13 protein-coding genes and 1 pseudogene are annotated in these 13,441 nt (G+C 59.4%); 10 read left to right on the forward strand and 4 right to left on the reverse strand.

Annotated elements, in window-relative coordinates:
* Positions 1-50 precede the first annotated feature (50 nt).
* The gene (locus AB4O16_RS10750; protein ID WP_160385578.1) at positions 51-782 is read right to left on the reverse strand and encodes a HugZ family pyridoxamine 5'-phosphate oxidase; all 732 of its coding nucleotides are present in this window, start codon (positions 780-782) and stop codon (positions 51-53) included.
* A gap of 165 nt (positions 783-947) precedes the next feature.
* On the opposite strand from AB4O16_RS10750, the gene AB4O16_RS10755 reads away from it, so the two are divergent.
* Entirely contained in the window at positions 948-1,706 is a 759-nt protein-coding gene (locus AB4O16_RS10755) for an SDR family oxidoreductase (protein ID WP_160385577.1), read from the forward strand.
* 91 nt (positions 1,707-1,797) lie between these two features.
* Here the strand turns inward: AB4O16_RS10755 and apbC are convergent, their stop codons facing one another.
* Entirely contained in the window at positions 1,798-2,892 is a 1,095-nt protein-coding gene (gene apbC / locus AB4O16_RS10760; RefSeq protein ID WP_460157699.1) for an iron-sulfur cluster carrier protein ApbC, read from the reverse strand.
* Positions 2,893-3,172: 280 nt separating this feature from the next.
* On the opposite strand from apbC, the gene metG reads away from it, so the two are divergent.
* From metG to AB4O16_RS10800, 8 genes are all read left to right on the forward strand, one after another.
* The gene (metG, locus tag AB4O16_RS10765; protein ID WP_460157700.1) at positions 3,173-5,224 is read left to right on the forward strand and encodes a methionine--tRNA ligase; all 2,052 of its coding nucleotides are present in this window, start codon (positions 3,173-3,175) and stop codon (positions 5,222-5,224) included.
* A gap of 131 nt (positions 5,225-5,355) precedes the next feature.
* On the forward strand, positions 5,356-5,925 hold the full coding sequence (locus AB4O16_RS10770) for an electron transport complex protein RnfA (RefSeq protein WP_460157701.1): 570 nt from the start codon (positions 5,356-5,358) through the stop codon (positions 5,923-5,925).
* The gene (gene rsxB / locus AB4O16_RS10775; protein WP_460157702.1) at positions 5,922-6,935 is read left to right on the forward strand and encodes an electron transport complex subunit RsxB; all 1,014 of its coding nucleotides are present in this window, start codon (positions 5,922-5,924) and stop codon (positions 6,933-6,935) included. Before AB4O16_RS10770 ends, rsxB begins: the two co-directional genes overlap by 4 nt.
* Entirely contained in the window at positions 6,922-7,908 is a 987-nt protein-coding gene (locus AB4O16_RS10780) for an RnfABCDGE type electron transport complex subunit D (protein WP_460157703.1), read from the forward strand. Before rsxB ends, AB4O16_RS10780 begins: the two co-directional genes overlap by 14 nt.
* Complete coding sequence (locus tag AB4O16_RS10785) at positions 7,905-8,516, forward strand: RnfABCDGE type electron transport complex subunit G (protein ID WP_460157704.1); 612 nt, start codon at positions 7,905-7,907, stop codon at positions 8,514-8,516. The genes AB4O16_RS10780 and AB4O16_RS10785 overlap by 4 nt, the downstream gene beginning before the upstream one ends.
* The gene (locus tag AB4O16_RS10790; RefSeq protein WP_460157705.1) at positions 8,509-9,093 is read left to right on the forward strand and encodes an Rnf-Nqr domain containing protein; all 585 of its coding nucleotides are present in this window, start codon (positions 8,509-8,511) and stop codon (positions 9,091-9,093) included. Before AB4O16_RS10785 ends, AB4O16_RS10790 begins: the two co-directional genes overlap by 8 nt.
* A gap of 24 nt (positions 9,094-9,117) precedes the next feature.
* Positions 9,118-9,756 carry an endonuclease III gene (gene nth, locus AB4O16_RS10795; protein ID WP_160385569.1) on the forward strand — a complete coding sequence of 213 codons (639 nt, stop codon included), beginning with the start codon at positions 9,118-9,120 and terminating at the stop codon, positions 9,754-9,756.
* Positions 9,757-9,862: 106 nt separating this feature from the next.
* A complete protein-coding gene (locus tag AB4O16_RS10800) occupies positions 9,863-10,042 on the forward strand; it encodes a PA3496 family putative envelope integrity protein (RefSeq protein ID WP_007972325.1) in 180 nt (59 codons plus the stop codon).
* 80 nt (positions 10,043-10,122) lie between these two features.
* Here AB4O16_RS10800 and AB4O16_RS10805 read toward each other — a convergent pair whose 3' ends face one another.
* On the reverse strand, positions 10,123-10,749 hold the full coding sequence (locus AB4O16_RS10805; protein WP_160385568.1) for a response regulator transcription factor: 627 nt from the start codon (positions 10,747-10,749) through the stop codon (positions 10,123-10,125).
* A gap of 514 nt (positions 10,750-11,263) precedes the next feature.
* Here AB4O16_RS10805 and AB4O16_RS10810 point away from each other — a divergent pair.
* Positions 11,264-11,973: pseudogene (locus AB4O16_RS10810) on the forward strand (hypothetical protein).
* Between the two features lie 147 nt (positions 11,974-12,120).
* Here the strand turns inward: AB4O16_RS10810 and AB4O16_RS10815 are convergent.
* Positions 12,121-13,338 carry an argininosuccinate synthase gene (locus AB4O16_RS10815; RefSeq protein WP_108215004.1) on the reverse strand — a complete coding sequence of 406 codons (1,218 nt, stop codon included), beginning with the start codon at positions 13,336-13,338 and terminating at the stop codon, positions 12,121-12,123.
* Positions 13,339-13,441 lie beyond the last annotated feature (103 nt).

Consider the following 13,441-nt stretch of genomic DNA (forward strand, 5'->3'; position numbering starts at 1 on the left):
GCAAGAATGCCTTGCCAGTTCACCTTAGATGACGTCGCCGTTTCGTGAATTCAAGCGTCGGCCTCTTCATTTTTCGGCCAATGTTCGGCGTGGGCCAGAGAAACCAAGGCTTCGCGGACTTGTGTCGGGGTATTACAAGGCGCTTGAAACGGCAACCAGTACAGGCTCTGGCCGATCCGCAGATGCATGCCTTCGGTATCGATACCGGCCATTTGCGCTGGCACGTTGTTCGGCAACCCGGCCAGATCGACGTAATGGGCGATGGCCTTGGCGTGATCGGCGTTCATGTGCTCGACCATGCTCACTTCGGCCTTGCCGGCGAACGGGTTGGCCAGGGTCAGGTCATTGACCCAGTGAATCGCGCCAAAACCACCGATGTAGCGGTGGCGAACCGGCTTGAGCACCCAGAAGTCGAAATCGTGGGCCTGGTGATAACCCTGCGATTCCGGGAAGTAGCGGTAGTAACGCTCGGAGGCGGCTTCGATCGCGGCTTCGTCTTCGATCTGCTGAGCTTCGGCCAGATAGGTCAGGCGACCAACGGCCTGGACATCCTCAGCCCCGCGCTCGCCCACGAACAGCGAGCATTTCGGGTCTTTTTGCAAATTGTGAGTGTGCTGCGCGATGCGGCTGATCAGGATCAGCGGTCGGCCCAGCTCGTCCAGGCAGTACGGAACCACGGAGCCGAACGGAAAACCGGGCATCGATTTGGAGTGCGTAGAGAGCACTCCACGGTATTCCTTGAGGAGCAATTCTCGTGCATGCTTAGCCGCTTCAACGCTCAATTTATGACTCCTTAAATAGAATCCGTCAAAAAAACGGACGAGCTGCTGGTGAAAGTCCCAGCACGCCATCGGGGGCAGATCTCATGTGCAGCCGGGCCACATCAGGCGCAGATCGAGAGGCTCTCTACAAGGAAACCACTCAGACCTGCTGCCGGGGGCATGCGAATGCAACTCACTGACAAAGTAATCATTATCACTGGCGGTTGCCAGGGTTTAGGCCGTTCCATGGCCGAGTATTTCGCCAGCAAGGGCGCGAAACTCGCACTGGTCGACCTCAATCAGGAAAAGCTCGACGACGCCGTCGCGGCCTGCAAGGCCCAGGGTGTAGAGGCGCGCGCGTACCTGTGCAACGTCGCCAATGAAGAGCAAGTGACCCACATGGTCGCCCAGGTCGCCGAGGATTTCGGCGCGATCCACGGCCTGATCAACAACGCCGGGATCCTGCGTGATGGCCTGCTGCTCAAGGTCAAGGATGGCGAAATGACCAAGATGAGCCTGGCGCAGTGGCAGGCGGTCATCGACGTCAACCTGACCGGCGTGTTCCTGTGCACCCGGGAAGTCGCGGCGAAGATGGTCGAGCTGAACAACAGCGGCGCGATCATCAATATCTCGTCGATTTCCCGCGCCGGCAACGTCGGCCAGACCAACTACTCGGCGGCCAAGGCCGGTGTCGCTGCGGCGACCGTGACCTGGGCCAAGGAACTGGCGCGTTACGGCATTCGTGTCGCCGGTATTGCACCGGGCTTCATCGAAACCGAAATGACCCTGGGCATGAAGCCTGAGGCGCTGGAGAAAATGACCGCCGGGATTCCGCTCAAGCGCATGGGCAAGCCGGAAGAAATCGCCCATTCGGCGGCGTATATCTTCGAGAACGATTATTACACCGGTCGGATTCTGGAGATGGATGGCGGGTTGCGTATCTAAAGCAGAACAATGATCTGTAGGAGCCCGGCTTGCCGGCGATGGCGTATTCAAATCCACCATCGCCGGCAAGCCGGGCTCCTACAAAAGCTTATCAATCGTCGCTGATGCTGATGTTCGGCATCGCCGGCGTCAACGCTTCCTGCAATACGATCCGCGCGCCAACGTGACGGGCCAGTTCCTGGTAAACCAGGGCAATCGGGCTGTCCGGCTCGGCGATCACCGTCGGCTTGCCGCCGTCGGCCTGCTCGCGAATGGACATCGACAGCGGCAATGAGGCAAGCAGCTCGACGCCGTACTGATTGGCCAGTTTCACGCCGCCACCCTCTCCGAACAGATGCTCGGCATGTCCGCAATTGGAGCAGATGTGCACGGCCATGTTTTCCACCACGCCCAGCACCGGAATGTTGACCTTGCGGAACATTTCCACGCCCTTGCGCGCGTCCAGCAATGCCAGGTCCTGCGGGGTGGTCACGATGACTGCACCGGCCACCGGCACTTTCTGCGCCAGGGTCAGCTGGATGTCGCCGGTGCCTGGCGGCATGTCGATGACCAGGTAATCCAGGTCGCCCCACGCGGTCTGGGTCACCAGTTGCAGGAGGGCGCCGGAGACCATCGGCCCGCGCCAGACCATCGGCGTGTTGTCGTCGGTCAGGAACGCCATGGACATCACTTCCACGCCATGGGACTTGAGCGGCACGAACCACTTCTGGTCCTTGACCTCGGGACGGGTGCGTTCCGGGATACCGAACATGATGCCCTGGCTTGGACCGTAGATGTCCGCATCGAGAATCCCGACCTTGGCGCCCTCGCGGGCCAGGGCCAGGGCCAGGTTGGCCGCCGTGGTGGATTTGCCCACGCCGCCCTTGCCGGACGCCACGGCCACCACGTTCTTGACGTTGGCCAGCCCCGGAACCTGTGCCTGGGCCTTGTGTGCAGCGATCACGCTGGTGATCTCGACACGGGCGCTTGCCACGCCATCGAGCCCCTGGATGGCCATTTCCAGCATCTGTGCCCAGCCACTCTTGAACAGGCCGGCGGCGTAACCCAATTCCAGCTGCACGCTGACGCGGTCGCCCTGGATGTCGATGTTGCGCACGCACCCGGCGCTGACCGGGTCCTGGTTCAGGTAAGGGTCGGTGTATTGGCGAAGGACGGCTTCCACCGCTGCGCGATTGACGGCGCTCATGGGCAACTCCGAAAACAGGACTTGGAAAAGATGACGGGTATCGTACCTGTTCCGCGCCCGAGGCGGCATGTTCGCCGTTCATTTGTTGCTGTGGCGAGGGGGCTTGCCCCCGTTCGGCTGCGTAGCAGACGTAAAAGGGGCCGCTCCGCGGCCCAACGGGGGCTTGCCCCCTCGCCACAGGTTTCACCGGCTATGCATCCGGAAACAGGCTCACAGGGTGAAAAATATGCGCCGGCGCTTTATAGTGGCCGACCTCCGTTTCATCAAGTAGCCGAGCCCCATGTCCGAGCCACGCAAGATCCTCGTCACCAGCGCCCTGCCCTATGCCAATGGTTCGATTCACCTCGGCCATATGCTGGAATACATCCAGACCGATATGTGGGTGCGCTTCCAGAAGCACCGCGGCAATCAATGCATCTATGTCTGCGCCGACGACGCCCACGGTTCGGCGATCATGCTGCGCGCGGAAAAGGAAGGCATCACCCCGGAACAACTGATCGCCAACGTCCAGGCTGAACACAGCGCCGACTTTGCCGAGTTCCTGGTGGACTTCGACAACTTCCACTCCACTCACGCCGAAGAAAACCGTGAGCTGTCGAGCCAGATCTACCTGAAGCTGCGTGACGCCGGGCACATCGCCACTCGCTCGATCACCCAGTATTTCGACCCGGAAAAGAAAATGTTCCTGGCCGACCGCTTCATCAAGGGCACCTGCCCGAAATGCGGCACCGAAGACCAGTACGGCGACAACTGCGAAAAATGCGGCGCGACCTACGCACCGACCGACCTGAAGGATCCGAAGTCGGCGATCTCCGGCGCCACCCCGGTGCTCAAGGATTCCCAGCACTTCTTCTTCAAGTTGCCGGACTTCCAGCAAATGCTGCAAACCTGGACCCGCAGCGGCACCCTTCAAGACGCCGTGGCCAACAAGATCGCCGAATGGCTGGACGCCGGCCTGCAGCAGTGGGACATCTCCCGCGATGCGCCGTACTTCGGTTTCGAAATCCCCGACGAGCCGGGCAAGTACTTCTACGTGTGGCTGGATGCGCCGATCGGCTACATGGCCAGCTTCAAGAACCTGTGCGACCGCACGCCGGAGCTGGACTTCGACGCGTTCTGGGGCAAGGACTCCACCGCCGAGCTGTACCACTTCATCGGCAAGGACATCGTCAACTTCCACGCCCTGTTCTGGCCAGCCATGCTCGAAGGCGCCGGCTACCGTAAGCCGACCGGGATCAACGTACACGGCTACCTGACCGTCAACGGCCAGAAGATGTCCAAGTCCCGCGGCACTTTCATCAAGGCCCGCACCTACCTGGACCACCTGTCGCCGGAATACCTGCGCTACTACTACGCGGCCAAGCTGGGCCGTGGCGTCGACGACCTCGACCTGAACCTCGAAGACTTCGTGCAGAAGGTCAACTCCGACCTGGTCGGCAAAGTCGTCAACATCGCCAGCCGCTGCGCCGGGTTCATCAACAAGGGCAATGCCGGCGTGATGGTCGACACCAACGCCGCGCCTGAACTGACCGAAGCCTTCCTGGCCGCCGCGCCAGGCATTGCCGACGCCTATGAAGCCCGCGACTTCGCCCGCGCCATGCGCGAGATCATGGGCCTGGCCGACCGCGCCAACGCCTGGATCGCCGACAAGGCACCGTGGTCGCTGAACAAACAGGAAGGCAAGCAGGATGAAGTCCAGGCCATCTGCGCCACCGGCGTCAACCTGTTCCGCCAGTTGGTGATCTTCCTCAAGCCGGTGCTGCCATTGCTGGCCGCCGATGCCGAGGCGTTCCTCAACGTTGCGCCGCTGACCTGGAACGATCACGCCACCTTGCTCGCCAACCATCAGCTGAACGAGTTCAAGCCGCTGATGACCCGCATCGACCCGGTGAAGGTGCAAGCCATGACCGACGCTTCGAAAGAAGACCTGACCGCCAGCCAGACCGACACCGGCGCAGCCGCACCTGCCGGCAATGGCGAACTGGCCAAGGACCCGCTGTCGCCGGAAATCGAGTTCGATACCTTCGCGGCAGTCGATTTGCGCGTCGCGCTGATCGTCAAGGCTGAACACGTGGAAGGCGCCGACAAGCTGTTGCGCCTGACCCTGGACATTGGCGACGAGACCCGCAACGTGTTCTCCGGGATCAAGAGCGCTTATCCGGACCCGTCCAAGCTCGATGGTCGCCTGACCATGATGATCGCCAACCTCAAGCCACGAAAAATGAAGTTCGGCATCTCCGAAGGCATGGTGATGGCGGCCGGCCCTGGCGGTGAAGAGATCTACCTGCTCAGCCCTGACAGCGGCGCCAAGCCTGGTCAGCGCATCAAGTAAGTTTCTGCGTTGAACCGATCCCACAGTCGTGCCTGGCGCGACTGTGGGATTTTCATGTCTGGCCCACCCTCCGTCCTTGCCGGATAATGCCTAAGCTCCTACAAAAACTACTGTTCCTGCCGGCATGAACAATGACCGAAATCCTGCTTACGCTTATCAGCGCCGCCCTGATCAACAACCTCGTGTTGCACTGGCCGCTGGGCGTCGACCCGCTGTTGGCCGGCCAGCGCCGTCAGGTCCATGCCCTGGGCATTGCGACAACGTGCCTGATGCTGATCGTGGGCATGCTCGGCTACGCGCTCTATCACTGGCTGCTGGTGCCCTTGCAATTGACGGCGCTGCGTCTGTTTGTGTTTCTGCCATTGAGCGTGCTGCTGATCAGCCCGTTGCTGAAGCTGCTGGCACGGGTGTTTTCGACTTTGCCTTTCGAAGGTCTCTGGCCGTTGTTGCTGGGCAATGCCGGCGTGCTCGGCGTGGCCTTGCTCATTGCTCAGGAGGACAAAGGCATGTTTCACGCCGCGGCCTTGAGCCTCGGTGCAGGGTTGGGTTTCTGGCTGGTGTTGAGCCTGTTCAGTGATTTGCGCGAGCGCACGGCCGACAACGATGTGCCCCTGCCCTTTCGCGGCCTGCCGATCGACCTGATCGGTGCCGGCCTGGTCGCAGTGGCTTTTCTCGGATTCAGCGGACTGATCAAAACATGAGTCTGATTCAACGCATCGACGCACTCTTGCCGCAGACCCAATGCGGCAAGTGCGGCCATCCCGGATGCAAGCCGTACGCCGAAGGCATCGCCAGCGGTGAACCGATCAACAAGTGCCCGCCCGGCGGCAACGAAACCATCGCGGCCCTGGCCGAACTGCTGGAAGTGCCGGTTCTGCAACTGGACATCACTCGCGGCTCGGCACCTGCACAGATCGCCTTTATCCGCGAAGCCGAGTGTATCGGGTGCACCAAGTGCATTCAGGCCTGCCCGATCGATGCCATCGTCGGCGCGGCCAAGCTGATGCACACGGTGATCATCGATGAGTGCACAGGCTGCGACCTCTGCGTGGCACCGTGCCCGGTGGACTGCATCGAAATGCGCCCGCTGCCATCGAACACGGTACTGCCCATTGTCGGAGGGCTGGCCCTGACACCACAGGCGCGGCAGGCCCGTACCCTCAAGCGCGATCACGCACGGCGCCGCTTCGAACAACGCAATGCCCGACTGCAGCGTGAAGAGCAACAGAAAATCGCCGAACGCCTGGCCCGGCAACGAGCCGCGCAGCCTGCCCAAGCAGCTGTCGACCCGGTGCAGGCTGCCCTCGAACGTGTGCGCACACAGAAAGCCGCCAATGCCGATGCGGCGCTGAAAAAGGTCAGGATCGACGTGGCGATGAGTCGGGCGCAACTGCACAAATCGCTGAAGGCCTTTGGGCATCCGCCGACCTTCGAACAGCAATCGCAGTTGATCGTCCTGCAACAGCAGTTCGAAGCTGCCGAACAGAACCTGGCGCAACTGGAAAGCGCCGCTCCCCCAGCACCCGCGCCGACGGTTGCCGCCGTGTCGTCAACGGATGCCGATCTGAAACGGGCCAAAATCCAGCTGGCCATGCGCCGAGCCGAACTCAAGAAGGCCCAGGCCAACGAAGCACCGGCGCAGCAAATCGAATCCCTGGAGCGCGCACTCGCAGAAGCCGAACGTCTGGTGGACGCCCATGCCAGCCCTTGAAGCGGTGGACGATCGCCTGCAACAGGCGATGAAACTGGTGTTGCTGGCCACGCTGCCGGGCATGCTGGCGGCGTTCTGGCTGTACGGCTGGGGCGTGTTGATCAACCTGATTCTGGCGGCCGCTGCGGCACTGGCGGCCGAGGCCGCCGTTGTGCATTGGCGCAAGCGACCGCTGCGACCGACCCTGAGCGACGGTAGCGCACTGGTCACTGCCACATTGCTGGCGCTGGCGCTGCCGCCTTATTGCCCATGGTGGCTGACGCTCAGTGCTGGCGTTTTTGCGATGATTTTCGGCAAGCACCTGTATGGCGGCGTCGGCTCGAATCCCTTCAACCCGGCGATGCTCGGTTTTGCTCTGGTGCTGGTGGCCTTTCCCCAAGCCATGACCCAGTGGCCATCGTCCCATGGCATGGACCTGTCGAGTGGCTTGCAGCAAGTGTTCGGTGGCGGCCTTGCACCGGATGCCTGGGTGCAGGCCACGGCACTGGACAGCCTGCGGATCAACAGAAGCCTGACCATGGATGAACTGTTTGCCGGCAACCCGGCATTCGGCCACTTCGGCGGTCGCGGGGTGGAATGGGTGAATCTGGCGTTTCTGGCGGGTGGACTGTTTCTCCTGCAACGAAGGGTGATCAGTTGGCACGCACCGGTCGGCATGCTGGCCAGCCTGTTCATCATCAGCCTGCTGTGCTGGAACGGTTCCGGCTCCGACTCTCATGGCTCGCCGCTGTTTCACCTGCTGACCGGCGCAACGATGCTCGGGGCGTTCTTCATCATCACCGAACCGGTGTCCGGCGCCAGAAGCCCCGGGGCAAAACTGCTGTTCGGCGCGGGCGTCGGGCTGCTGACTTACTTGATTCGTACCTGGGGCGGTTATCCGGACGGCATCGCCTTTGCCGTGCTGTTGATGAACCTGTGCGTACCGGCGCTGGAGCGGCTCATCGCAGCCAGACAACAGCCGGAGGTGTCATGAGCAGGTCGTCGAGCATCGCGCTTCTGCTGCTTTTGGCCGTACTTGGCCTTGGCGCGACGTACTTCGTGCAGCTCGGCAGCGCGCCGCGCATTGCTGCCGAACAGCGCCTGATCGACAGCCGTAATCTGCTGGACCTGATCCCCTCGGACAGCTACGACAATCAACCACTCGAACACCCCGTCCGGATCGAAACGACTGCCCTGACCAACAGCACCTTGCTCGGTGGTTATCTGGCGATGCGGTCAGCCCGACCCGTCGCGGTGTTGCTGCGTAGTCAAACCCTTGGCTACGCCGGTGCCATCGAACTGCTGATCGCTGTCGACGCCAATGGCAGGCTGCTCGGCGTCAAAACCCTCAAGCAATCGGAAACACCTGGACTGGGGGCGCGGATCGCCGACTGGCCCAATGCCTGGCTACAGATTTTTTCCGGCAAATCGCGAACTGAACCCGGTGACAGCGGCTGGGCGCTGAAAAAGGATCAGGGGCAGTTCGATCAGATCGCGGGGGCGACCATCACCTCAAGAGCGGTGATCAATGCCGTCCACGATGCCTTGCGCTACTTCGATGAACACCGGCAACAACTGCTCGGGAACCCGGACCATGGATAACTCGGCGACGCTGCGCAACGCCCTGATGCTGACGCCGCTGATCGGCGCCACTCACTCGCTGATGGCCGCACTGGGCCTGATCCTCATGTTCCTGGCAGTGACTCGGTTGTTCGGTCTGGCCATGGGTGTCCTGCGATCCCGACTGGTCCCGGCGACCCGCCTGCTGGCCAGCATCCTGCTTGCCGCCACGCTCACCAGTTGCGCGCAACTCATGGCCCAGGCCTGGTCGCTGCAATGGCAGCAGCATCTGGGGTTCTATGGCGCCTTGATCGCTTTACAATGCGTCGTACTGGAACACTCCGGGTACTTTCAGCAGGGCTGGCACCAACGCCTGCGACTGGACGGCCTGTTTGCCGCGCTGATGGTCGCGCTGGGCCTGCTGCGCGAAGTCATCGGCAACGGGACGCTTGGATACCATCTATCGTGGCTGTTCGGCACAACACACAGTGGCTGGCAAGGCTGGGGGCTGCTGGCTGATGGCGGCTTGCACCTGGCCACATTGGTTCCTGGCGGTTTCATTCTGCTTGGACTGCTGATCGCCGCCTGGCAGGCCTGGCGCCCCACTCCCACACATTGATTGCCTCGAGGAAACGCACCGCCCATGAATGCCGCAAAACGTCTGGAAATATTCCGCAGACTGCACGAGGACAACCCGGAACCCAAGACCGAGCTGGCCTATTCCTCCCCCTTCGAATTGCTGATCGCCGTGATCCTCTCGGCGCAGTCGACCGATGTCGGCGTCAACAAGGCCACAGCCAGGCTGTTCCCGGTCGCCAATACCCCGGCAGCGATCCATGCCCTGGGTGTCGAGGGGCTGTCGGAGTACATCAAGACCATCGGCCTGTACAACAGCAAAGCGAAAAACGTGATCGAAACTTGCCGCTTGCTGGTCGAGCGTCACGCAGGTGAAGTGCCACAAACCCGCGAAGAGCTGGAAGCGCTGCCCGGCGTCGGCCGCAAAACCGCCAACGTGGTGCTCAACACGGCATTCCGCCAACTGACCATGGCCGTCGACACGCACATTTTCCGAGTCAGCAACCGCACCGGCATCGCGCCCGGCAAGAATGTGGTGGAAGTCGAGAAAAAGCTGATGAAGTTCGTGCCCAGGGAGTACCTGCTCGACTCCCATCACTGGCTGATCCTTCATGGCCGCTATGTTTGCCTCGCCCGCAAGCCCCGGTGCGGAAGCTGTCGGATCGAGGACCTGTGCGAATACAAGCAGAAAACCTCAGACGATTGAGGCGCTATTGGGTTTTATGACTTTTCGATTGAAAAAATCTTTTTTACCCGCCGGGAGATTGTCGATATAAGGGGCGCCAAAGGCCTTCTTAGCCTGGAGCAACTAAATGAGTACTGGCAAAGAGCAATTGGACGTAGAAGACGACTTCACCACCGCCGAAACCGATGACGCCGAGCCGGTGGTAGAAGTAGCGAAAACTAATCTGAGCAAACGCCGCACCATCGACAACCTGCTGGAGGAGCGCCGACTGCAGAAGCAATTGGCCGATTACGATTTTGACTTATGACACCTGAAAGCCTCCCGAAACGGAGGCTTTTTACTAAGTGCCATCTTTCGGTGGACGCCCCTTGAAGCGCTGTTATGCCATCACACCAGACCATTGCGTTGGGCCAGCTCGATCAAATCGACCAGCGACCTTGCATTCAGTTTCAGCAAAAGCCGGGTCTTGTATGTGCTGACTGTTTTATTGCTGAGAAACATTCCATCGGCGATCTCTTTATTGGTCTTCCCTCTGGCCAACTGTTGCAGGACCATCATTTCCCGCCCCGACAACCGATCAACCATATCGGCCTCACTGGCATTCCCCAAACTGCAGCGCACGGTATGCAGGGCCTGATTGGGAAAGTAACTGTAACCTGACAGCACGGCCTTTATTGCACTGAGCAACTCCGTCAGGTCCTGTTGTTTGCAGACATAACCGGCTGCACCGGACTGCATGCAGCGCATGGAAAAATGCCCCGGAGCCTGGGACGTCAGGATCAGCACTTTCATCGGCGTCGGGGTCGAAGACAAACGCGCAATCACTTCCAATCCGTCCAGCTTCGGAATCCCGATATCCAGAATGACAATGTCCGGCGTAAGTTCACGGGCTAGTTGCAGTGCATCCACACCATTATCGGTTTCTGCAATAACTTCGTAGCCATGACGTTCCATTAGCATACGTACCGCAAGACGAATGACGGGGTGATCATCCACGATCAGCACTTTATTCATGGGCAAGTCCAATTTTCGCTGTTCGAATTTTTAGAGCCCGCACAATAGCCTAGTCGTTTCACCCATGGCATGTCGCCCCTTCCAGCCACCCGCACCAAGAGACATACCCTACAAACAACACGGATTCCTCCTACAAAAATCCTTGGCACGGAATGAGTTGAAAACTGTATCAGCGTCAGGATTCGCAGTTTTCAGCAATCGTCCCTGTGGATTTATGGCCAGAATTTTCCAGGACCCAGCCACCTCCCTGAGAAACATCGGCTTCAACTTTCCCGTAAAAACGTAACCGATATTTACGCATTCAACATTAAGACCAGAAATATCACACACCAAGCATCCAACTACTCTTACAGCAAATAATATTTTTTGCGCAATCATTAACATAACCACCGCCCAAAAAATCGAAGAGCAACAAACAACGAACAACAATCACTAGAGCCAACAAAAAACAACAGCAACTACAATAAGCAACACTTAAAAACTTGAGACCTCATTCAAGAAAAGAGAATTCAACATGAGCACTGAACAGGACAGAAAACGAACGACCAACCCAATGACAATCATTGCCATATTCGCAACGCTCTCTGAAACCTCAGCCGCTGTTTCGCTACCCTTCCTTGGCGAAGAAGAAAAAGAACTCTATGTCTGGTTTCTGATCAGCTTTCCGTTTTATTTACTTTTGCTTTTTTTCGCGACACTAAACTTCAACTACAGATCACTGTATGCGCCATCCGACTTTGAAAAGGGAAAACACTTCATGAAGGTCATGGATGATGCCGGGCGGGCGGAAAAAAAACATCCGGGAAGTCATCCGGCATTCCCGCTCCGGAAACGCCAATGAATGGCCAGCAGTCGGTCCGAACGCCCTGCGGCGCACAAGACCCGCCAACGGAGATTGGCCTGCACACCCACGTCTTCGCCCAGCATCGACTTCAGTTGGCGCAAGCGGTAAAGGACCTGTCCATCGTGGATACGCGCTGGATGAGCAAGGAGAGTGAATTCGCAGCGCTGCTGGAAAATGTCCAGAGGCCACAGGAACAGACGGCGTACGTGATTCTGTTTGTCACGTGTGCCGTTTCGGAGATTTTACTGAAAGCCAGTGCGCTCAAACTTTCAAAGCAGACCGGGAAGCGCAGCGGCGCCTTTTATGTCGCCTACAACCCGGACTCGCACAGGTTGACGGTCATTGATCAGGCCGGACAACCCGCAAACAACAACGCATAGATCAGGACAGACCAGTGAAAGGAGAAAAACAGGAAACCGTCAGCGGCAACGAAAACACCCGACAACGCAGTAACCGGCGTCCCCCCTTTTTCAGGTGCCTGACCTCGTGCTGGACGAGATCAGGCACCCTTCACGATTTCAAAGGTCTCAGAACAGCTTCCGGCCTTTGTTCGCTGCGATGCGCATGCGCAAGGCATTGAGCTTGATGAAGCCCGCCGCGTCCGCCTGGTTGTACGCGCCGCCATCTTCTTCGAAGGTGGCAATGTTGGCGTCGAACAACGACTCGTCAGACTTGCGACCAGTGACGATCACGTTGCCCTTGTACAGTTTCAGGCGCACAACGCCATTCACGTGGGCCTGGGACGCATCGATCATCTGTTGCAGCATCAGACGCTCAGGGCTCCACCAGTAACCGGTGTAGATCAGGCTGGCGTATTTCGGCATCAACTCGTCTTTGAGGTGAGCCACTTCGCGGTCCAGGGTGATCGATTCGATCGCACGGTGGGCGCGCAGCATGATGGTGCCGCCAGGAGTTTCGTAGCAGCCACGGGACTTCATGCCCACGTAACGGTTCTCGACGATGTCGAGGCGGCCGATACCGTGTTCGCCACCGATACGGTTCAGGGTCGCCAGCACGGTGGCCGGAGTCATTTCGACGCCGTCCAGCGCGACGATGTCGCCGTTGCGGTAGGTCAGTTCCAGGTACTGCGGCTTGTCTGGCGCGTTCTCCGGGGAGACGGTCCATTTCCACATGTCTTCTTCGTGCTCGGTCCAAGTGTCTTCCAGCACGCCGCCTTCATAGGAGATGTGCAGCAGGTTGGCATCCATGGAGTACGGGGATTTCTTCTTGCCGTGGCGCTCGATCGGAATCGCGTGCTTGTCGGCGTAGTCCATCAGCTTTTCACGGGACAGCAGGTCCCACTCGCGCCACGGAGCGATCACTTTCACACCTGGCTTCAAGGCGTAGGCGCCCAGTTCGAAACGAACCTGGTCGTTACCCTTGCCGGTGGCGCCATGGGAAATGGCGTCTGCGCCGGTTTCGTTGGCAATTTCGATCAGGCGCTTGGCGATCAGCGGACGAGCGATGGAAGTACCCAGCAGGTACTCGCCTTCGTAAACGGTGTTGGCGCGGAACATCGGGAAAACGAAATCGCGCACGAACTCTTCGCGCAAGTCGTCGATGTAGATCTCTTTGACGCCCATGGCCTGAGCCTTGGCGCGTGCAGGTTCGACCTCTTCGCCCTGACCCAGGTCAGCGGTGAAGGTCACCACTTCACAGTTATAAGTATCCTGCAGCCACTTGAGGATCACCGAAGTGTCCAGGCCGCCGGAATACGCCAGAACGACCTTGTTTACGTCCGCCATGCCATCACTCCACGGGGTTCTACGGAAAGCCGGGAAGTCTACCGCTCATACAGAATAATTTACAGTGGCGCGACAGCTTATGACGACGAAGCGACAGATTATG

The organism is Pseudomonas sp. S2_H10 (assembly GCF_054668285.1).